The organism is Streptomyces sp. NBC_00659 (assembly GCF_036226925.1).
Classification (GTDB): Bacteria; Actinomycetota; Actinomycetes; order Streptomycetales; family Streptomycetaceae; genus Streptomyces.
In genome coordinates this window covers 8,248,874-8,270,025 of the sequence record NZ_CP109031.1, presented here as the reverse complement: position 1 = coordinate 8,270,025, position 21,152 = coordinate 8,248,874, and the positions used below count along the sequence as shown (strand labels likewise).

The window sequence follows — 21,152 nt, the reverse complement described above, 5'->3', positions numbered from 1 at the left end:
TGGGACGTCATTTCAGGACCGGAGGTGCCGCCGAGGCGGCCGTTCCCCACTCGGACGGTTCCGGACCGACCGTGAAGCCGAGGGACCGGATGCTCTTCAGCGTGCCGGTCGTCAGATACGTACGACCGTACGACGAGCCGTCGAGGCGGGCCGACCGGATGTACCGGTTGGTGTCCGACGTGCCCGGCGCCGTGACCGTCAGGGCACCGCGCGGGTAGTAGCGCCGGTCGAGGGTGAGGTCGACCCGCTCGAAGACGGGCGTGGACAGACCCCAGGTGTCGTAGCCGGGCTGCACCGGGAAGATCCCGATGGACGACAGGACGTTCCAGGCGGACATCGTGCCGAGGTCGTCGTTGCCGGTCATGCCGGTCGGCGCGTCGGTGAACAGGGTCAGCGCCGCGTGCACGACGTCGGTCGTCTTCCACGGCTGACCGGTGGACAGGTAGGTGTACGGGGCGATCAGGTCGGGCTCGTTCTGCGGGTTGTACTTGTCGGCGTTGTAGTAGGCGTACGGGCCGTTGACCCAGACCTCGCGGGCGGTCTTCGCGGGGTCCTTCAGCAACTGCCCGTAGGCGAAGAACGCGTCGAGCCGGTCGTTGGCGGCCTGCTTGCCGCCGATCAGGTCGACCATGCCCGGCAGGTCCTGCGGCACGAGCCACTGGTACTGCCAGGACGTGCCCTCGTGGAAGCCGACGCTCTGGGCCGGGTCGGCGGGTCCGGTGAAGGCCCCGGAGGCGTCCCTGGCGCGGAAGAAGCCGGTCGAAGGGTCGTGGATCGTGCGGTAGTTCTGGGAGCGCGCCAGGTAGCGCGCCGCGTCCTCGTCATGGCCCAGGTCCCGTGCCATCGCGCCGAGCACGGCGTCCGACAGGGCGTACTCCAGGGTCGTGGAGGCGCCGTGGTCGTAGTCCGAGTCGCCGGGCTTGGCGTGCGGGCGGCCCTTGACGTAGGGGGCGAAGCCGTTCGCGATGTACTCCCTGTTGGCCTCGCGGCCCACGGCCGGCGAGTCGGCGGGCGGCACACCGTCGGCGTTCTTCCTCAGCGCGCGGTACGTCCGCTCCTCGTACCCCTTGAGCAGGCCCTGCTGATAGGCGTTGGTGAGGAACGGGGTGACCGGGTCGCCGGTCATGATGTTCGTCTCGACCGTGCCGTAGCCCCACTTGGGCAGCCAGCCGCTCTCCTCGTCGATCCTGAGGACGGAGATCGCCATGTCCCGCGCCTCGCGCGGCGCCAGCAGGGCGAGCAGCTGCGACTGGGTGCGGTAGGTGTCCCACAGCGACCAGTTCTGGTAGTACGTGAAACCCTTGGCCCGGTGGATCCGCTGGTCCCAGCCGGTGTAGCGGCCGTCGGCGTCACTGCCGATGTTGGGCGCGAGGAACGAACGGTAGAGGGACGAGTAGAAGGTGCGGCGCAGGGTGTCGGCGCCGCCCTCGGCCCGGACGTCGTCGAGCCGGTCCTCCCAGGCGCGGCGGGCGGCCGCGCGGACCGTGTCGAAGGAACGGCCGCCCTCGGAACGGAGGTTGACGGCCGCACCGCGGGCGTCCACGTACGACAGCGCGGTGGTCGCCTCGACCGTGCGGTCCCCGGTGGTGTCGAAGCGCACGAAGGCCCCGGTGCGCCCGGTCGTGCCGGCCGTCTCCTTGGAGCCCTCGGTGACGGTGTCGCCGTTCCAGGTGCCCGAGGTGGTGAACGGCCGGTCGAAGCGGGTGATCGTGTACACCGTGTACGGCCCGGTCCCCTGGCAGAAGCCGCTGCCGGTGATCGCCGTGCGGACGGTCCGGTTGTCCAGGATCTCGACCTTGGTCGCGACCGTCCGGTGCAGCGACTGGCCCGCGTTCAGCAGCACGTTGGCCTTGTCGGTGGCCGGGAAGGTGTAGCGCTGCACGCCGGTGCGCGCGGTGGCCGTCAGCTCGGCCCCGATCCCGGACTTCAGGTCCGCCCGGTAGAAGCCGGGGTGCGCCTCCTCGGTGTCGTGGCCGAACTCCGCCGCGTACTGCGCGTCGTCCGTCCGGGTGATGTCCCCCGTCGTGGGCAGGACGGGCAGGTCGCCGCCGAGGCCGCAGCCGACACCCGAGAGGTGGACGAGGGAGAAGCCGCGGATGTGGTTCTGGGAGTGGTCGTAGCCGGTGTTGTGGCCGGTGTCCGGGGAGAACTGCACCATGCCGAAGGGCACGGCGGCGCCGGGATAGGTGTTGCCCTCGTTCTGGGTGCCGATGAACGGATTGACCAGGTCGGTGAGTTGGCCGTCGCGCGGCTCGGCGGCCTGTGCGGTGGGCAGGGCGAACAGCGCGGAGGCTGTCACCAGTCCCGCCGTGCACAGGCGCAGGCGCCGGGTCCATCTCATGCGGGAGACCTCCGGTGGGTGATCGACATCGTTGTCCTCATGCATGGTCGGGGCGGGGGACCCGCTTTCCGGGCAACCGGAGGGATCCGGCGTGACGCGTCGCGCCGGGGCGCGGTACGTCCTTGGCCGCCCCACGCGATGACATCGTTGTCAGAGTCGTTACCGACGCTGTACAACGTTGTCATCGACGGCAGTTGGCATGACAGCACGGGATTCCGAACCCAGTCCAGGGACATGACAAGCGAGGGCTGACAACGGCCGGAAGTCGCCGTGCCCGGGGGCACGGCGACGGAGCCCGGCCTTCCTGGAAGCCCGCGGTGCACCGCGCGGGCCGGTCAGGGCACGCGCTGGCCCTTGCCCAGGGCGATCACGCCGGCCTTGGAGACCGTGTAGAGGTCGGAGTCGCGCTCCGGGTTGACGCCGATCGTCGCGCCCGGCGGCACCTCGACGTTCTTGTCGAGCACCGCGCCGCGCACCACGGCGCCCCGCCCGACCTTGACGTTGTCGTGCAGGACCGATCCCTGCACCACCGCTCCGGGATCGACGACCACACCCGGCGACAGCACCGACCGCGTCACCTGCCCGCGGATCAGGCACCCCGCGCTGATGATGGACTCGCTGGCGATGCCGCCGGCATTGAAACGCGCCGGCGAGAGCTGCCCCGAGCTGGTGTAGAGGGGCCAGCTCCGGTTGAACAGATTGAACGCGGGACGCTCGGCGATCAGGTCCATGTGGGCGTCGTAGTAGGCGTCGAGGGTGCCCACGTCGCGCCAGTAGCCCTGGTCGCGGGTGGTCTCGCCGGGCACGTGGTTGTCGCTGAAGTCGTAGAGCTGCGCCTCGCCCCGGCCGGTGAGCGCGGGCAGGATCGAACCGCCCATGTCGTGCACGGAGCTGTCGTCCTCGGCGTCCCGCCGGAGCGCCTCGATCAAGGCCTTGGTGGTGAAGATGTAGTTGCCCATCGAGGCGAAGACGCACCCGGGGTCGTCCGTGAGGCCCGGCGGGTCGGCCGGCTTCTCCAGGAAGCCCCGCACGCTCTGGCCGTCGGAACCGGGGGTGATGACGCCGAAGGACGACGACTCCGAGCGCGGCACCCGTATTCCGGCCACCGTCACCCCCGCGCCGCCCTCGATGTGCTGGGCGAGCATCTGCCGGGGATCCATCCGGTAGACGTGGTCGGCGCCGAACACCGCGACGTACTCGGGCTGTTCGTCGTGGATCAGGTTGAGCGACTGGAGGATCGCGTCCGCGCTGCCGAGATACCAGCGGGGCCCGAGCCGCTGCTGGGCCGGGACGGGGGTCACATAGTTGCCGAGCAGGCTCGACATCCGCCACGTGGTGGTGATGTGCCGGTCCAGCGAGTGCGACTTGTACTGCGTGAGCACGCAGATGCGCAGGATGTCGGCGTTCACGAGATTGGAGAGGACGAAGTCCACGAGGCGGTACGTGCCGCCGAAGGTCACCGCCGGTTTCGCCCGGTCCGCGGTGAGCGGCATCAGCCGCTTGCCCTCACCGCCCGCCAGTACGATTCCCAGCACCGAAGGCCCACCGCGCCGCATGCCGCCGCCCCTCTACGCTTACGCCCGATCGGGCCGTGCCCGGCCGTCCGGACCCGCCCCGCGTTCCTGAAGTTCGCCTGTCCGAACGGTTACCCCGCTTTGAGGACTTCCTCGTACAACCGGACGGTCCTGCGGGCCACCGCGTCCCAGCCGAACTCGCCCACCGCGCGGCGCCGTCCGGCCTCGCCCATCCGCCGGGCCGTGCCGGGGTCGGCGAGCACGGAGTCCAGGGCCGCCGCGAGTCCCGCCTCGAAGTCGCCCTGGAACGGCACGAGAAGGCCCGTCTCGCCGTGCTCGACCACCTCGGGAATGCCGCCGACCCGCGAGGCCACCACCGCCGTCCCGCAGGCCATCGCCTCCAGGTTGACGATGCCGAGCGGCTCGTACACCGAAGGACAGACGAACACGGCCGCGTGGGTGAGGAGTTGGATGACATCGGGCCGCGGAAGCATCTGCGGGATCCAGTGCACGCCGTCCCGTACGGCGCTCAACTCCCGGTACAGATCGCGGAATTCGCGGTCGATCTCCGGGGTGTCGGGGGCGCCCGCGCACAGCACCACCTGGGCGGCCGGGTCGATGTCCCGTACCGCGCGCAGCAGATGGGGCACGCCCTTCTGCCGGGTGATACGGCCGACGAACAGGACGTACGGGCGAGCGGTGTCCAGGCCGATCCGCTCCAGGACGTCGGTGCCGTGGTCGGGCCGATAGAGGGCGGTGTCGATGCCGTTGTGCACGACGCGCACCCTCGCCGGGTCCAGGCCCGGGTAACAGCCGAGGATGTCGTCGCGCATGGCACCGGAGACCGCGATCACGGCGTCGGCGGCCTCGATGGCGGTGCGCTCGGCCCAGCTGGAGAGGGCGTAGCCGCCGCCGAGCTGCTCGGCCTTCCAGGGGCGCAGCGGTTCGAGGGAGTGGGCGGTCATCACGTGCGGAATGCCGTGCAGGAGCTTTCCGAAGTGTCCCGCGAGGTTGGCGTACCAGGTGTGGGAGTGGACGAGATCGCGGCCTTCGAGCGCGGCGGCGATGGAGAGGTCCACGGAGAAGGTGCGCAGGGCGTCGTTGGCGCCGTCGAGCGCGGACCAGGGCCGGTGACGGACGACTCCGCCGGTGCCGCCCTCGCCCCAGCAGTGCACGTCGAGTTCGGTGAGGGCGCGTAACTCCCTTGCGAGGAACTCGACATGGACGCCCGCACCGCCGTACACGTCCGGCGGAAACTCCCGGGTCAGCAGTCCCACGCGCACACAGAACTCCCGTCCTAGCCGGCTGGTGCCCCTCATGGTCACTCAGTTGAAGCCGATACGGAAGACCGCGAGACGCAGGCTCGCGCCAGGTCCGGCCGGGGCGCCCGCGCCGGGGTCGGCCGGGCACCCGTGTCGGGGTCGGCCGGGCACCCGTGTCGGGGTCGGCCGGGCGTCCGTGTCGGGTCCTTCGGGATGCCCGCGTCAGGGCCCGCCGGGCGCCCGTGTCAGGTCCGGCCGGGCGTCCTCGTCAGGTGTGGCCGGGCGCGGGGCGCGGTGGGCGCTCGAAGCAGCAGTCCCCGCAGACTCCGCCGCCGGGCACCCGGTAGTACAGACAGCAGCTGCGGCGGCGCAGCGTCTCCGGGTCGAGGGTGCCGGAGAGGTCGGGGTGCGCGAAGAGCCCGCCGGCCAGCGTCCTCGCCCGCTCGCCCACGTCCGGGCGTCCGTGGGCGCGTGCCCAGCGGTCCAGCTGGCGGACGGTTCCGGCCAGGGCCGAGCCCGCGTTGCCCCACAGCAGGGCCGGCGAGACGCGATGGCGTGCGCGCAGGGCCGCGCTCAGCGGTACGAGGAGCCCGGCGCGCACGACCGCGTCGAGGTCGGCCACGGGCCGGAAACGGACCTCGCGAAGCCAGAGGTCGTCGGGAGCACTGGCGTCCGGGTCCCAGCTCAGGAGTTCCGGGTCGAGGTCGGGCACCCGGCCGCCGAGCGCGGCCGCGCCGAGGGCGATGGACCAGAAGCGGGCCGCGAGACCCTGCTGCGCCACCGAGACCGCGACCCGCGGTTCGGGCGCCCGGATACTCTGTGCGACTTTCCGGACGCGAAAAGTTACAGGATCTCCGTAAACCTTCCCGGCCGTTCCGGATCGCGGGTTCGCCCAGGCGCTCGCGAGGGTGGGAAGGGTGCCACGCGGCGGTACGCCGGTGCGTAGTACGAAGAATCCGCCGAGCGCGTCGAGCGCCTTGAGTTCGGGGTCGAGGTCCACGAAGAGCAGTAGTACCAAGCCCCCTAGGGGTAACCACCAGTGGATCGGGCCGGGGTGTCGCCCACCCTGGGGAGGACACCGGGCGATTCGTACTCCATCGGCAGTAGGACCCAATGACTGCTCAGGGACGACGACGAGAACTAAATCGCACGGCATCGTTGTTTGCATGGAAGCCGACCGTTCGTCGCGCCGGGCCGCAGCTCCGCGCCGTTCGCAGAGGAGGGACTCATGAGTGCCCTCGCTTTGTCCGTGGTGCTCTCGTTCGTCTCAGCCGTCGCGTACGCGGGCGGCGCGATCATTCAGGAGCGGGTCGCGGTGACCTCTCCCGGCCAGACCTACGCTCCGTTGCGCAGGCCGGGCTGGTGGGCGGCCGTGGCGCTGACCGGCCTGGGCGGGCTGCTGCACGTGGTCGCCCTCGCCTTCGGCCCGCTGAGCCTCGTACAGCCGCTGGGCGCGCTGACCATCGTCTTCGCGCTTCCGATGGCGGCCCTGTTCGTCGGCCGCAGGGCCGGAGCCGCCGCCTGGCGCGGCGCGATCATGGCCACCGTGGGTCTCGCGGGCCTGCTGTCCCTGGTCGGCGCGTCCGACGCGCAGTCCCTGAGCAACGCCCAGCGCGTGGCACTGGGCGTTGTGTCGGGCGGCGCGGTCGCGGCCCTGATGGTGGCGGGGCGCGCGGCGCACCGGCACCCCGCGGTACGCAGTGTGGTGCTGGCGGTCGCGGCGGGCATCGCCTTCAGCATGTCCTCCGTGTTCACCAAGACCGTCGCGGTCGACTGGTCGCAGCACGTGTCGCTCGCCGACCTGTCGAGCCTCGCGGCCATCGGTGCCTTCGCGACGGCGGGCATGCTGATCTCGCAGGCCTCCTACCGAGGTGCGGGCCTGGAGGCGCCGCTGGCCACGCTGACGGTGGTGAACCCCGTCGTGGCTGCCGCGGTCGGCATCACGATGTTCGGCGAGACCTTCCGGTACGGCACCGCCGGCACCGTGCTCGCCCTGGGCTGCGGCGTCGTCGCGGCGGGCGGTCTGATCCTGCTCACGATCGAGCGGATCGGCAGCGGCGAGCGAACCGCGCCCTCCGTCTCGGAGGTCGCTGCTCTCGCGGAACCCACGGCCGTCATGGAACCCCCGGCTGTCCCGGAACCCACGGCTGTCATGGAGCCCGTAACCGTTCCACCGCCCGTAGTCGTCACGCAGCCCGTGGCCGCGGGTGTGCCGGAGGCGGACGCCGGGCAGCGGGCCGACGCGCCGCACGCGCCCACCTCCGTCCCGGCTCCGGTGGCCCTCACGGCCGCGTCCGGGCCGCGGCTCCCCGGGCCGGCCGTATCGCGGCCGCGCCTCGCGGAGCCCGCAGTCCCCGCCGTCGCCGACCTCGGCGCTCTCACGCCCGCCGAGGCGGCCGTGGCGGAACTGCTGGCCGGCCTGCCCGAGCCCACCGATCCCCCCGAGGGCGCGGACGGGTTCGTACCGGCTGCGCAGCCGGGTGCCGGGAGGCGGCCGGGTCCCGGGAGCGTGGCACACGCACACACCGCGCGAGCGGGTGCCGGAAGCGTGCCGCAGGCTGCGGGGGCGGGCGGCGACGGCGTGTTCCCGCCGGCTCTGCGGCCCGCGGGGGCGAGCGCGCTCGTACCGGCTCCGGTCAAGGCCGCCGTGCCGACGATGGAGGTCGTCGCGGCGGGCCACCCGGAGGCCCGGGACGAGTTGCCCTACCTGACCGTCCTGCTCGGTGTGCCGTACGTGCCGATCCCGTTCGTCAGCCACCACCGCACCCGAGTCAGATCCTGACGCCTCCGGCCCGGAGATACGCCAACGGGTCGATGTCCGAACCGAAGCCGGGCCCGGTCCGCACCTCGAAGTGCAGATGCGGGCCCGTGCTGTTGCCCGTGGACCCCGAGCGGCCGATGCGCTGCCCGGCCACCACGCTCTGCCCGCTCTTCACGGAGATCGCCGAGAGGTGGGCGTACTGCGTGTAGCGGCCGTCGGCGTGCCGGATCACCACCTGGTAGCCGAACGATCCGCCCCAGCCCGAGCTGACCACATGGCCGGCGGCGACCGCCGCGACGGAGGTGCCGGTCGGCACGGGGAAGTCGACGCCCGTGTGGTAGCCCTTCGACCAGTGCGAGCCGGTGGCGTGGTAGGCCGTGCCGGTCGCCGCGTGCACCGGGGCGACGAGCCCGTGCGTCCCGGACCTGACGGGGGTCGTCGTGTGCGGGGACGTCCTGTCCGCCGAGGTCTTCTTCGCCGGCGCCTTCTTGGTCGGCGCCTTCTTCGCGGGCGTCCCGGTGTGCGTCTTCGACGGGCTCTTCGCCGGAGCGGGCCGGGTGTGCGCGGGGGCCTGGGTCCGGCCGCTCAGGGTGAGCCGCTGGCCCGGCAGGATCAGGTCCGGGTCGGAGCCGACGGTCGTACGGTTCGCGGCGTACAGCCCCTCCCAGCCGCCCTGGACATGCCGGGAGCCGGCGATGCCCGAGAGCGTGTCGCCGTGCACGACGGTGTACATCTCGGCGGTCCCTGCCTGCGACTGCGGCGTGGTCTGCGGCTTCACGTCCCGCACCGACCGCTGCTTCGCCGTCTGCGGCGCGGTCCCCGCCGGGCTGATGTCGGGGGCAGTGCCCCCTCGGGTCAGACCCGCGCGGACGGAGCACACCGGCCACGCGCCGGGCCCCTGGCCCTTCAGCACCTTCTCGGCCACGGCTATCTGCTGGTCCTTCGTGGCCTGGTCCGCGCGCCCGGCGTAGGCCTTGCCGCCGTACGCCTCCCAGGTGGACCGGGTGAACTGAAGTCCGCCGTAGTAGCCGTTGCCGGTGTTGATGCTCCAGTTGCCGCTGGACTCGCAGGCGGCGACCTTGTTCCAGGTCCCGACGTCCGCCGCCTGGGCGACTCCGGCCCCCACCAGAGGGAGCGCGATCCCGGCGCCGCCCGCCGTGACGGTGAGTGAGGCGCGGTTGATCCTGTTCGGCTGATACCGGCGGTGCCGGCCGCGTACGGCCATGAGGGAGCCCCCCTAGACATGCGTCAGGAGCGGCAAAAGTAAGCGCTGGGAACAGGCCGGGACAAGGCGGCAACCGGTCGCTCCGAGAAGGCGGTTGACCGGATCCCGGGCCGCCGCCGGACCGGGCGCCCCCGGCGCGGTGGGCGACCGGGCCGACGCGGCACGGGGATGCGTCGCGCACCGCGCACCGGCCCGCCGACGTCGGGTTCCCGTGTCCGGCGACGGGCGTCCGGCCCGTTCACCGGACCCGGCCGCGCGGGAACGGGGATCGCGTCCGGACCGCCGGACACGCCCGCGGACGGCGGCCCGCGCCGCGCGGACTGTCCGAAATCCGCCCTCGCCGTGCCGGGATGTTCCCCTGCGTGGACACCTGCGACACGTCAGGATGGCCTGGGGCAATACTGGCGAGCAGCACGGACCAGCACGACCGGCGGCATCGGTGCCGGAATGTTTCCCGTAGCGGCCGACGGACTTACCGCACTTCTTAGGAGCCAACCGAATGAGCACTTCAGCCCAGATCGGCGTCACGGGTCTCGCGGTCATGGGACGCAACCTCGCCCGCAACTTCGCGCGCAACGGGTACGCGGTCGCCGTGCACAACCGCACCGTGGCGAAGACGAACGCGCTGGTGGAGGAGTTCGGCCACGAGGGCACGTTCGTGGCGGCCGAGACAGCGAAGGAGTTCGTGGCGGCGCTGGAACGGCCCCGACGCCTGGTGATCATGGTGAAGGCGGGCGAGCCGACGGACGCGGTGATCCAGGAGTTCGCCCCGCTCCTGGAGCCCGGCGACATGATCATCGATGGGGGCAACGCGCATTTCGCGGACACCCGGCGCCGTGAGCGCGCGCTGCGCGAGCAGGGCATCCACTTCGTCGGCACGGGCGTGTCCGGCGGCGAGGAAGGCGCGCTGAACGGGCCGAGCATCATGCCGGGCGGCTCGGTCGAGTCGTACGCCTCGCTCGGCCCGATGCTGGAGAAGATCTCCGCGAAGGCCGTGGACGGGTCGCCGTGCGTCACGCATGTGGGTCCGGACGGCGCCGGGCACTTCGTGAAGATGGTCCACAACGGCATCGAGTACGCCGACATGCAGCTCATCGGCGAGGCCTACCAACTGCTCCGCGACGTGGCCGGGTACTCCCCCGCGCAGATCGCCGACATCTTCCGCACGTGGAACACCGGCCGGCTCGACTCGTATCTGATCGAGATCACCGCCGAGGTGCTGTCGCACGTGGACGCGGCGACGGGCAAGCCGTTCGTGGACGTGGTCCAGGACCGGGCCGAGCAGAAGGGCACGGGCCGCTGGACCGTGCAGATCGCGCTGGACCTGGGCGTGCCGGTGTCGGGTATCGCCGAGGCGGTCTTCGCCCGCTCGCTCTCCGGGCACGCCGGCCTGCGCGAGGCCTCGCGCGGACTCGCCGGTCCGACGGCTCAGCGGCTCGACGAGTCCGAGGCGGCGGCGTTCGCGGACCGGGTCGAGCAGGCCCTGTACGCGTCGAAGATCGTCTCGTACACGCAGGGGTTCCACGAGATCACCGCGGGCAGCGACGAGTACGACTGGAACATCGACCTCGGTTCCGTCGCCTCGATCTGGCGCGGCGGCTGCATCATCCGGGCGGCCTTCCTCGACCGTATCCGCGCCGCCTACGACACCCGCCCCGACCTGCCCAGTCTGCTGTCGGACGCGACGTTCGCCCAGGAGATCGCGGCGGCCCAGGACGACTGGCGCGAGGTCCTCGTCGCCGCGACCCGCCAGGGCGTGCCCACGCCCGGCTTCTCGGCGGCCCTCGCGTACTACGACGCCCTGCGCGCCGAGCGCCTGCCGGCTGCTCTCACCCAGGGGCAGCGGGACTTCTTCGGAGCGCACACCTACCGCCGGACGGACCGCGAGGGGTCGTTCCACACGCTGTGGGGCGGCGACCGGTCGGAGGTCGAGGCGTAGCGGTCGCCCCGCAGGGCTGCCACCAGGCAGCCCGGACACGCCACCGCGCCGAAGCCGTCACGAGCCCGGAAACGGGCTCGTGACGGCTTCGGCGCGCACAAGGTGCGTGCCTGCGTGCCTGCGTGCCTGGCGAGGCTAGCTGCGCTGGCCGGCGAAGAGTTCCAGGTGTGCGCAGTTGGGACAGCGGAAGGCGTCTATCTGCCAGCGTGGCCGGCCCATCAGTCTGGCGCCGCCCAGCGGCCCTCGCTGGAGCGCGCCCTCGACCCACCGCGCGAACCCGCGAGCACCCTGTCCGGAGTCCTCGACGAAGCCAGGCTCCAGCCCCACAACACCGCACTGCGTGCACCGTATGTCGTTCACGCGCGGGAGTGTATTGACATCACTTGAGACCCCGACGACCGGGGCCGGTCTGCCCGCTGGAGGCGTCAGGTCAGCGGCTCCGGCCGGGGCTGGGGCTGGGGCACCGGATCGGGGCCAGGCGGCTTCGGGATCGGGGACGGTACGGGATCGGGCCCATCCGGGTTCGGTACCGGGGTGGGGCCGGGTTTCGGCACGGGAGGCGGTCCGGGTTTCGGTCCCGGCGTGGGGTCGGGGCCGCCCGGAGTCGGCACCGGGTCCGGGAAGGGGGACGGCCCCGGGGGCTCGGGGCTCGGTCCGGGGGTGGGTCCCGGCGGCACGGGGTCGGGATACGGGTGCGTCATGGCGGTCCTCCAGCCAGTCGGTACATCGGCCCTCTGGACTTGTCTCCCGCGTACCCAGCGCCCGAGCCCCCACTCACCCCGTCGCGCGGGGAACGGCCCCTGAACGGCCCAGCGCCGGCACACCACCGGATCGCGGCACACCACCGGTCGAGGGACGGTCGAGACACCGCTCAGGCCACGCTCAGGCCGCGTCACCTCGTGCCCCGCCGCGCTACCCGGCGTGCAGTCCGCGGGCCGCGTCCGCCGCGGCGGCGAGTCCGGGGCGGGGGCTCGACAGCACCGGCACCGAGGTGGTGGTGAGTCCCTCGGCCGCGGTCATGGACGCCTGGGCCAGGACGATCACGTCGGCGTCGGTGACCGCGTCGGCGGCGACCGCCACCGCGCGGGCGCAGCCGTCCGTGTCACCCGCCTCGAACAGCGCCCACGCGTCGTCGACCAAGGCCGTACGGGCCTCGACGGGACGGCCGGCGCGGCGGGCCTCCTCCTCGACCAGGGCGACGGTCGGTTCGAGGGTGCTCGCCACTGTCGCCAGGACGACGACCCGGGAGCCCGTGGCCACCGCGGCGGCGGCCATCGGACGGTCCACGCGGAGCACGGGAACGCCGACGTCGGTCCCTTCGGCGATCGCGCCGATGGTCGAGCAGGTGCACAGGACGACCCGGGCACCGCCGGCGACGGCGACGGCCAGCCGCGCCCGAACCTCGTCGGCCACCGCTTCGGGCCCTTCGCGCCGGGCCCTCGCGAGCAGTTCCTCGTCGACGAGGTGGCGCAGTTCCAGGCCGGGATGGTCCGCGTCGCGCAGCGCGTCGAAGACGGGGATGTGCGTCGCCGAGGTGTGCAGCAGGGCGAGCGGCCCGTACCCGGGCGGGAGCTGTGCCGGCACGGGGGTCCTGGCCGGAGCGGGACCCTGGGGCGGGGCCTGCGCCTGCGCCATCAGAAGCGTTCCGGATGCGCCCCGAGCCACTCCATCGCGGCCGTCAGCAGTTCCGGGTCGGCCGCCGGAGCCTCCTCGGGGTGCCGCGCGGCCCACTTCACGACGTACGGGCAGAGCGGCGCGACGACGACGCCCTCGCGCGCGGCGATGCCGTACAGCTCGCGGGCGAGGGAGCCGGCGATGCCCTGGCCCTCGTGCTCCGGTTCCACGATGGTGTGCACCGGAACGAGGGCCCGCGCGGGCTCCTCCAGGACGAAGTACTCGATGTGGCCGACCACTTGGCCGTCGGCGAACGCCTCAAGGCGGCCGGCCTGCCGGTCGTCGCGGATCTCGATGTCGCTCACGGGCACTCCTCGGGTCCTGGGTCCTCGGGTCCTGCGATACCGCCGCGCCGTCGCTCAGGCGGTGACGGCCTGCGGGCTGCGCTGCTGGTCCGAGCCCGGTACCGGCTCGGACGGGTCGGCGCCGAGGGACACGATCCGGTTGTCGCGGTCCACATGCACGACCGCGGGCCGCAGTGCCCGCGCCTCGGCGTCATCGACCTGAGCGTAACTGATGATGATCACCAGGTCACCGGGGTGCACGAGATGGGCCGCCGCTCCGTTGATCCCGACGACACCGGAGCCGCGCTCCCCCTCGATGACGTACGTCTCCAGGCGGGAGCCGTTCGTGATGTCGACGATGTGAACGAGCTCGCCGGGCAGCAGATCGGCGGCGTCGAGCAGATCGGCGTCGATGGTGACGGATCCGACGTAGTGCAGGTCGGCCTGGGTGACCGTGGCACGGTGGATCTTGGACTTGAACATGGTGCGAAACATGAAGGAACTCCCGAAATGTCTGCTCCCTGCCTGCTTCACGCAGGTCAAGGGCGGTCTCCGGAGACTACAACGATTCGCATGTCCGGTCAGCTTTCCCAGGGTCTTTCAGGACTCGTACCGACCTCCCGCCGAATGCATCATCAGGCCCTTGGGTGACGGCTTCACTGCGCCCCCGCCTCCCCTGCCATGTCCGCCAACCGCAGTGCGCTCATGGCGGGCCGAACGTCGCGCGGACACGACAACCGCCGACACCGCTGGATCATCCGGCGAGCACATTCGGCCGGGTCCACACCGAAGTACAGCCAGAACCAGGTGCCGGCGTGCCTGAGATCGTAGGCCGCTTGGCCAGGCCGGAGGTGAGCTCCATGCGCATCAGCACACCAGAGGCGCCGGGTGCATGGCGGCCCCGTCGTCCAGTACGTCGGCCGAGGGCATCGCAGTTCCTCCGGACGGGGTGGGCGAAGAGGCCACCACGGCCCTCGCTGCGCCCAGGCCAGGAACGCGGAACCCGCCGGACCGGCAGTGCGGCAGGCAGGTTCGGCGGCCGGCGGCACCTCGTGCGGGAGCGGCGGGAAAAGGGGGAAGGCCCCGACCACTGGATGTGGTCGGGGCCTTCCGGGTGGCGTCAGCGACGACCCCAGCCGAGCCCGTCGGTGTACCCGTTGACGCTGTGGACGTTGCCGCGCCCGCGCACCTCGTACTCCTGGGCCATTCCCATCGCGTGCAGGGAGGCGTACGGACCGAAGTCCACCTTCCCCACGGTCGGGATCTTGATCTCCTCGTCGTAGTCGAAGTTCCAGTCCTTGAAGACCTGGACCTGGTACGAGACGTTGCCCTTCTCGACCGAACCGGTCACCCGGTACTGCAGACCGCGGACGGCCAGGTACCAGTCGGGCGAGGCCGGACCCGCCGCGGCGTTCTGCCAGCCGGAGTCGAAGTCGTGCCGCTCCGCCATTCCGGCGGCGGAGTTCTCGGCGGCCTTGAACGCCTGGAACAGGGTGCCGTCGAGGCTCTCCGCGACACCCGCCGCGTCCATCAGGGAGTCCACCTCGTCCGGGCTGATCCGGAAGTCCTCACCCGAGTTGCCGAGGTAGTGCTCGAGCGTCCTGGCGAACACCGGCAGGTTCGACCCCTTGGCCAGGACGATGAACTGCCGCAGCTGGATCACCGCGTCGTGGTCCGCCTTCGACTGCTGCCGCCAGCGAGCGCCGTTGCCCCAGCCTCCGTTCCCGCTGCGCCACGGCACCAGTCTGCCGTCGTCGTGACGGCGCCTGACGGTGCTGTACAGCTCGTTGCCGTCCGTGTCGTAGCAGGTGTCGACGGTGCAGCCCGGGCCGTGGGAGGGGTCCCACGCCGAGTTGTCGGCGTTGGCGCTGCAGCCGTCGCAGAACATGCCGGTGTCGTCCTTGGCGTTCACCGGGTTGCTGCCGCTGTATGCGTAGCCGTTCCACTGCTGCGGGTCGTCCGGGTCGATGACCGGGTCCGGGTTGAGGAAGCGGCCCGACGCCGGGTCGTACTGACGGGCGCCGAGGAACGTCAGTCCGGTGTTGTCGTCCTTGGTGCCGCCGACGAAGCCCTTCTGGCCGCCCCAGACGCCCGCCGCCGGCTGGGTGCCGCGCGGGTTGCCGAAGGTGTCCATCGCCCGGCGGGTGACCGCGAGGGTGTCCCCGTCGATGGTCAGGACGCCCGAGCCGTGGTGGTCGGCCTGCTGGATGGTCAGGCCGCCCGCGCCCACGCGGACCATGGTGAGACCGCCGGGGATCGGGTAGTAGCGGGTGCCGGTCAGGGTCCTGGCGACCGTGTCGTACGTCAGCTCGTCCTCGCCGAGGGTGACCGTGGTCTTCCCCGGGCTGCGGCGGACGATCGGGTCCCCGTTCGCGTCGTACACGTACGAGGTCGTGCGGTCCGAGGCCGTCCACTTCTGGCCGGCCGGGACCGGGCTGCCGCAGTCGGCGAGGAGTACGTCCACGCTGTTGGTGGCGACGTCACCGGGAACCCCGATGCAACGCCCCGACGCCGGGTTGTACAGGGTGCCGTCGGCGCGCCGGTTCCAGGTCTGCGCGGCCGAGCCGTCACAGGGCTGGTTCTGGATCGCCGAGCCGGCCGTGGTGCCCATCGCGGTCACGCACTTGTTGAACACCTTGAGCACGTCGCCGGTGAGCGAGTACCGCTGGCCGCCGCCCGAGTTGCAGGTGTAGATCTGGATCGGCTGCCCGTTCGCGGAGCTCGCGCCCTGGACGTCGAGGCACTTGCCGCCGACGCCGGTGATGGCGATGGCCTGCGTGAGGGTGTCCATCCGGTTGTCCGGGGTCCACGTGATGCCGGTGGTGCCGGTCTTCGACGTGTACTGGTCGACCGGGTTGCCGGAGCCGTCGTAGCGATTGCTGCCCGCCTTGTTGACCGTGCTGCCGGTCTTGGTGGTGCTGGAGGTCAGCGCGTGCGGACCGCCTTTGCCCGCACCGTTGTTGACGGTGTCGGCGGCCGGGTAGCCCTGCGTGGTGGTGACGTCCTTGGTGGTGTCCCCGGTCAGGTCCTTGCTGACGAACACCGTGCGGTTGCCCGTCACGTCGTACGAGAACTCGTGCCAGTAGGGGTTGCCTCCGCCGACCGTGGCGGCCGACGGGGTGGTGTTGGCGCAGGCGCCCTGGTCGGAGGTCTGGCCCGCGCCGGGAGCGGTCAGGCCGCCCTTGTCGGTCCAGGCCGCCGTCATCCGGCCGAGGTGGTCCAGCGTGAAGCACTCCCGGTCGCGCGCGGCCGGGATGTTGTCCGGCGTGTTGGTGACCGAGGTGATGCGGCCGGACTTGTCGTAGGTGTACGAGGTCTGCTGGACGGCCCCGGTGACGGAGGTCTGCTTGTCCAGCAGTTGGCCCTTCAGCCGCCCGCTGCCCTGGTCGTAGTCCAGGGTGGTGACGACCTGCTTCTCGAACGGGTTGACCGTCGAGCGGATCACCCGGCCGAAGGCGTCGTACTCCGTCTGCACGTCGTACGTGGTCGCGCCGGCGTACTTGTACAGCTGGCCGTGGTCGTTGTGCCAGTAGTTCATGTCGTCGACCGGGAGGCCGCCGACGGCCGGCAGCAGCGCGGTCTTGCGCTCGCCGGTCAGCTTGTCGAACGTGCTGGCCGCCGTGTACGTGAAGGTGCCGGTCTGGCCGATCTCGCTGCCGGGGATGCTGATCCGCATGCCGGTCGCGCGGTAGGCGTTGTCGTACCCGGTGACGGCGTTGGTGTAGGCCTGGCCTCCGGTGCCGCCGACGTAGCGGGTGGACGAGGCAGGCCTGCCCTTGCCGTTGGTCACCGAGTCGTACGTCCAGCCGACGAGCTGCTTGACGCCGCTCACCGTGCCGTCGTACAGGCCGGTCTGCCGGTCCGCCAGGTCGTACGTGCGGACCAGGGTCCTACCGCGGCCGTCCTTGGACGTGGCCAGGCGCCCGGCGGCGTCGTACGTCTGCGTGGTGCTGCCTGTGTCCGGCTCGGTGGCCTCCACCTGCCGCCCGCGGACGTCGTACCCGTAGGACCAGGTGTTGCCCGCGGCGTCCTTGCGCGTGGCGGGCTTGCCATCAGCCGTGTACGTGTACGTCGACACGGTCGCGTCGGCGGCGCTGCCCGTCACGGTCGGGGTGCGGTACTGCCAGCGGGCCGTGGTGCGACCGCGGGCGTCGAGCAGCACGCTGCTCGGCCAGGAGCCGGCCGGCGGCACGGTGTCGGTACGGTCGACGCCTGGGTAGGCGGTGGTGGTGCGGCTCTGCTCGGTGCCCAGGGACCAGGCGGACACCACGGTGGCGCGGCCCCGGCCGTCGTAGGCCGTGCGGGACTGGGAGGGGATCGAGGACTCCGCCGCGCTCACGAGGGTGCCGGACGGGCCCGAGTCGTTGTTGTACCAGGGGGAGTTCTCCACCCGGACGCGGCCCTGGGAGTCGTAGAGGTTGTCGCTGATCAGACGGCCCGAGTACGCGGGGTTCTTCGGGGAGTCCTGGGTCTGCCGGTCGCGGCCGAACCCGTCGAGGATGTTGATGCTCTTCAGGTAGACCGGAGTGGTGCCGTCCTTCTTCAGGGAGGAGGTGGTCACCGCCGACGGGGTGCCGGCCTTCTGGGAGATCGCGTAGCCGAACGTCATGTCGGCGTTCGGCTCGGTGGCCGGGACGCGCCCGGGACGCCAGACGGCGGTCAGCCGGCCGAGCCCGTCGTACCGCAGGGTCGTGACCTTGCCATTGGGGTCGGTCTCCGTCAGCGGGAGCCCGCGGCGCGGGTCCAGGGTCCTGACGGTGTCCCACGTGACCGTGGACGGCTGGCCGGGGGCCGAGGCCGACGAGGTCGACGAGGACGGCAGCTCGCCGGTGGCGGGGCTGAAGGTGGTGCGGGTCACCGAACCGCCGGTGTGCTGGGCGTCCGTACGCGTCGGGTCGGTGACCGACAGGACCCGGCCGTAACCGTCGTAGGTGCTGACCTTGCCGGTGGTGAACTGGGCGGAACCGTCACCCTCGTACTGCGCCAGCTCCTCGGTGGAGGTCGGGTTGCCCGCGGTGCCGGCCTGCCCGAAGGGCTTGCCGTCGAACAGGACACGCTTGTGCTCGACGGTGTTCGCGGCCGTGGCGGCGGCGGTGCACGCCTTCGCCCCGGAGACCTTCAGGGTCTCGGAGACGAGGTTGGTGCGCTGCGCGTCGGGTCCGGCGGCGTACGACGAGCGGGTGCAGATGTCCTCGGTGCCGTCGGCCTGGTCGAGTTCGGTCAGCGGCCGGTTGCCGTTCGCGGCGTCCGTGACCGTGGTCTTGGTGGCCGTGGACCAGGTGCCGTCGGCCTTCTTGGAGCTGGTGGTGTCCGTCCTGGTGGTGAAGGGCACCCGGGCGACCAGGTCGGGCAGACCCGTGCCGCGGGACTGTGTGGCCGTGTCGTCCTCACCGCTGACGGCGGTGACGGTGTGGGCGGCGACCGAGCCGCCCGCCTGGTCGAAGGTCTCCGTCTGCAGGACCTGGCCCGAGAGCCATTCGTGGTCGGTGACCGAACGGCCGAGGGCGTCGCTGAAGGTGGCGGTGCGGCTGGTCCCGTTCTTGCGGGTGTCGCCGCTCATGCCCTGCCGGTACGTGGTCCGCACCTGGGCCTTGGGGCCGTCGTTGCCGCTGCCCGTGGTGACGGTGACCGTCGCGAAGCCGCGGAACTCGCCCCAGGTACGGGCGTCGGACTCGGTGAACTGGCTGTCGTCGCGGTGCCAGCCGGCCGGGCCGTACGTGAAGGCGGTGATCTTCTGCGGGGCGTCGGTCGCCGCGTCGTTCTCGGTCAGGGACTTGACCGTGTGGTGGTTGAACCAGTCGAGGACCGGGGTCGCGCCGGAGGCCGAGCCCGGCGGCAGCCAGCGCACCGGGTAGCAGGCGAGCGTGTTGTCGTCCTCCGCCGTCGGCATCACGTTGTTGACGCGGGAGCACGCGGGCAGGTTGTAGTCGACGTTGAGGACGCCGCCGGTCTCGTTGGCGATCTGCTGGATGCGCGGCCGGTTCATGATCGGCGGCGCGGGGACCACGTTGGTGCCGTCGACTCGGTTGGCCAGCATGATGGGGGTGAACTTCACCGGCGGCAGCGGCGCGCTGGGCGTCTCGGTCAGGCCGGTGCGCAGGATCGAGTCCAGCCACAGGACCTTCTGGCTGGTGGCGTCCAGGGGGTTCGGGAAGGAGTGCTTCAGGTCGTACGAGTCGACGCTCTTCCAGACGCCGCCGACCCGCACCTCGGTCAGCACGGAGGCCAGCCGCTTCGTGGTGAAGTAGGTGGGCGCGTACCGGTTGCAGGTGCCGCTGGACTTGCACTCCTGGTCGATGGGCACGTCGGGCCAGTTGGTGCTGTTCGCCGAGGTGCGCTGCGAGGGATCGCAGGTCGCGGCGTTCTCGCAGCGCTCCAGGACCGTGAAGGTCACCCGGGAGGCGGGCTGCAGCGTGCCCTTGGCGGCCACCTGCTCGTCGAGCTTCTGGCCGTACTTCACCGAGGCGAGGGTGGTGGCGCGGGTGTACGCGGTCAGCGTGCCGTTGCCGCTGTTCTGGCCGGCGCCGCGCTTGTACCAGTTCGTCTCGGGCGCCCAGGTATAGGTGGTGAGATTCCCGTTCGGGTCCACGACGTGGTCGAGGGAGAGACGCTGCCACATCAGGCACTGGGAAGTGTTGCCCTTGGCGGAGTCGTAGCAGGGGTCGCCGCTCTTGGGCGAGTAGACGGGCACGCTGGAGACCGAGTTGGTCGCCGGGTCCGTCTTGTCGCCGCCGGGCAGGTGGTTGATGCCGAAGTAGTAGATGGTGCCGGTCGGATCGGTGACTTTGGCGTAGGCGCCGTCGCGCACGCCGTTGGCCGCGCCCGAGCCGAACTCGACCCGGGTGCCGTCGTCGTTCTTCAGGCGCCAGACGCCGGTCGCGGCGTCCGTCGCCGCAGCGGAGGTCGCCACCCGGACCAGCGGTCCGGAGTGCACGCCGAGAGAGAGCGAGGCGTTGTACCCGGACCAGCACAGGTCGCCGGAGTCCTTGATGCCGGCCTTGTCGCAGACCTTGTACGTGCGCTCGATGAAGCCGGGGTTGAGGTCCCAGCCGTCGCCGATCCACGAGGCCTGGGCGTTGGTGGCCGAGGTACGGCCGTCCACCGAGGACGAGTCGTACTTCAGCGTGAGGTCCGGTGCCGCGCCGCCGAGCGCGGTGGGCACCTGCAGCGCGTAGTCGTACGTCAGCGAGCCCGAGGCGTTGCCGGACGCCCACGCCGAGGAGGGGGTGAGCGCGGTGGCGGTGTAGTCACCGCCACCGCCCTTCGCCTCGGTGTCGGCGGCGAGCAGCAGCGGGGCCGCCGTCCCGGCGGAGGCGGCGAACCCGGACGGGGCGGCCGACCGCTTGCCGGCCGCGACGGGTGTTCTTGCCGCCGGTACGGCCACGTCGGCCGCGAGCCGTCCGGTCGCCTTGTCGACGCGCATGACGAGCGGGGTGTGGACTCGGCAGGCCGCTATCTGGGGCGTGGTCGCCGCGCAGGCGGGCAGGGTCACCAGGCGGCCCCGCGAGGCGAACCGGCCGGCGGTCGCCTTCTGGAGGGCGGCCATGTCGAGCCCGACCGTCATCGGCGTGCGGGTGCCGGTGCCCTGGGCGGCGCGGTCGGCGGTCAGGGTGAAGAGCAGTCCGTCGACGCCCGCCTTGCGGGCGGTCGCCGCGTCGTTGCGGACGACGGTGACGGCGGGCGGCGCGCCCTTGGCGCCCTTGCCGGCGAGGGAGACCCAGACCGGCAGGGCCCCGGCCCGGGCCTGGCCCTTCGTAGTCGTCCGGGCCGTCCCGACGAGCCGGGTCACCGGAGCGACGGGCGCGATGGCCGCCCGTCCGGGCACCGGGCGCGGCGGCTTGGCCGGCTTGGCCGGGGCCTTCCGCTTGAGCGGTACGGACGCCGTGCGCGGCAGCGGTGTCTTGGGCGGCCGCCAGACCGTGTCGAAGTCGGGCGTCGCCGCGCCCGCCGGCGGTATCGCCAGAAGTGATGTGGCCAAAGCGAGCACCATCGGGACGGTCACCCGTCTCCAGTGGTGTCGCCGAGAATTGTGCATGCCGGTGTGCGGCATCGCTCATCCCCCCGCTGAACTGGACGCCGTTGATCCGGATGATCACCGGCTCAAGCGCGTGAACGTATCAGCCAATTGAGGGTCAAGTCATTGTGCGGTCGC

The 21,152-nt window shown here is 71.7% G+C and carries 12 protein-coding genes; 2 read left to right on the top strand and 10 right to left on the bottom strand.

Features of this window, described 5'->3' with window-relative positions; all coding sequences use genetic code 11:
• Positions 1 to 7: 7 nt before the first annotated feature.
• The 4 genes from OG410_RS36055 to OG410_RS36040 all read right to left on the bottom strand — a co-directional run bounded on the left by OG410_RS36055 (position 8) and on the right by OG410_RS36040 (position 6,135).
• Positions 8 to 2,341, bottom strand: a complete 2,334-nt coding sequence (locus OG410_RS36055; RefSeq protein ID WP_329302976.1) for a GH92 family glycosyl hydrolase — start codon at positions 2,339 to 2,341, stop codon at positions 8 to 10.
• A gap of 335 nt (positions 2,342 to 2,676) precedes the next feature.
• Positions 2,677 to 3,897 (bottom strand): glucose-1-phosphate adenylyltransferase, encoded by a 1,221-nt coding sequence (gene glgC / locus OG410_RS36050; protein WP_329302975.1) that lies wholly within the window; start codon positions 3,895 to 3,897, stop codon positions 2,677 to 2,679.
• 89 nt (positions 3,898 to 3,986) lie between these two features.
• Complete coding sequence (gene glgA / locus OG410_RS36045) at positions 3,987 to 5,138, bottom strand: glycogen synthase (protein WP_329304375.1); 1,152 nt, start codon at positions 5,136 to 5,138, stop codon at positions 3,987 to 3,989.
• Positions 5,139 to 5,385: 247 nt separating this feature from the next.
• Positions 5,386 to 6,135, bottom strand: coding sequence for a (2Fe-2S)-binding protein (locus OG410_RS36040; RefSeq protein WP_329302974.1), 750 nt, complete (start codon positions 6,133 to 6,135; stop codon positions 5,386 to 5,388).
• A gap of 210 nt (positions 6,136 to 6,345) precedes the next feature.
• Here OG410_RS36040 and OG410_RS36035 point away from each other — a divergent pair, with 210 nt between their 5' ends.
• Positions 6,346 to 7,899, top strand: a complete 1,554-nt coding sequence (locus OG410_RS36035) for a DMT family transporter (RefSeq protein WP_329302973.1) — start codon at positions 6,346 to 6,348, stop codon at positions 7,897 to 7,899.
• Here OG410_RS36035 and OG410_RS36030 read toward each other — a convergent pair.
• A complete protein-coding gene (locus tag OG410_RS36030) occupies positions 7,889 to 9,103 on the bottom strand; it encodes a transglycosylase family protein (RefSeq protein WP_329302972.1) in 1,215 nt (404 codons plus the stop codon). The genes OG410_RS36035 and OG410_RS36030 overlap by 11 nt on opposite strands.
• Positions 9,104 to 9,602: 499 nt before the next feature.
• Between OG410_RS36030 and gndA the strand changes: the two genes are divergently transcribed.
• Positions 9,603 to 11,042: an NADP-dependent phosphogluconate dehydrogenase gene (gene gndA / locus OG410_RS36025; RefSeq protein WP_329302971.1), complete on the top strand. Its 1,440-nt coding sequence runs from the start codon at positions 9,603 to 9,605 to the stop codon at positions 11,040 to 11,042.
• A gap of 135 nt (positions 11,043 to 11,177) precedes the next feature.
• On the opposite strand, the gene OG410_RS36020 is transcribed toward gndA, so the two are convergent.
• The 5 genes from OG410_RS36020 to OG410_RS36000 form a co-directional block, all read right to left on the bottom strand.
• Entirely contained in the window at positions 11,178 to 11,402 is a 225-nt protein-coding gene (locus tag OG410_RS36020; protein ID WP_329302970.1) for a hypothetical protein, read from the bottom strand.
• Between the two features lie 552 nt (positions 11,403 to 11,954).
• Positions 11,955 to 12,677: an arylsulfatase gene (locus OG410_RS36015; RefSeq protein ID WP_329302969.1), complete on the bottom strand. Its 723-nt coding sequence runs from the start codon at positions 12,675 to 12,677 to the stop codon at positions 11,955 to 11,957.
• Entirely contained in the window at positions 12,677 to 13,021 is a 345-nt protein-coding gene (locus OG410_RS36010; RefSeq protein WP_329302968.1) for a GNAT family N-acetyltransferase, read from the bottom strand. Before OG410_RS36010 ends, OG410_RS36015 begins: the two co-directional genes overlap by 1 nt.
• A gap of 54 nt (positions 13,022 to 13,075) precedes the next feature.
• Positions 13,076 to 13,495, bottom strand: a complete 420-nt coding sequence (panD, locus tag OG410_RS36005) for an aspartate 1-decarboxylase (RefSeq protein ID WP_329302967.1) — start codon at positions 13,493 to 13,495, stop codon at positions 13,076 to 13,078.
• A 625-nt stretch (positions 13,496 to 14,120) separates the two neighbouring features.
• Positions 14,121 to 20,978, bottom strand: coding sequence for a ricin-type beta-trefoil lectin domain protein (locus OG410_RS36000; protein WP_329302966.1), 6,858 nt, complete (start codon positions 20,976 to 20,978; stop codon positions 14,121 to 14,123).
• Between the last annotated feature and the right edge of the window lie 174 nt (positions 20,979 to 21,152).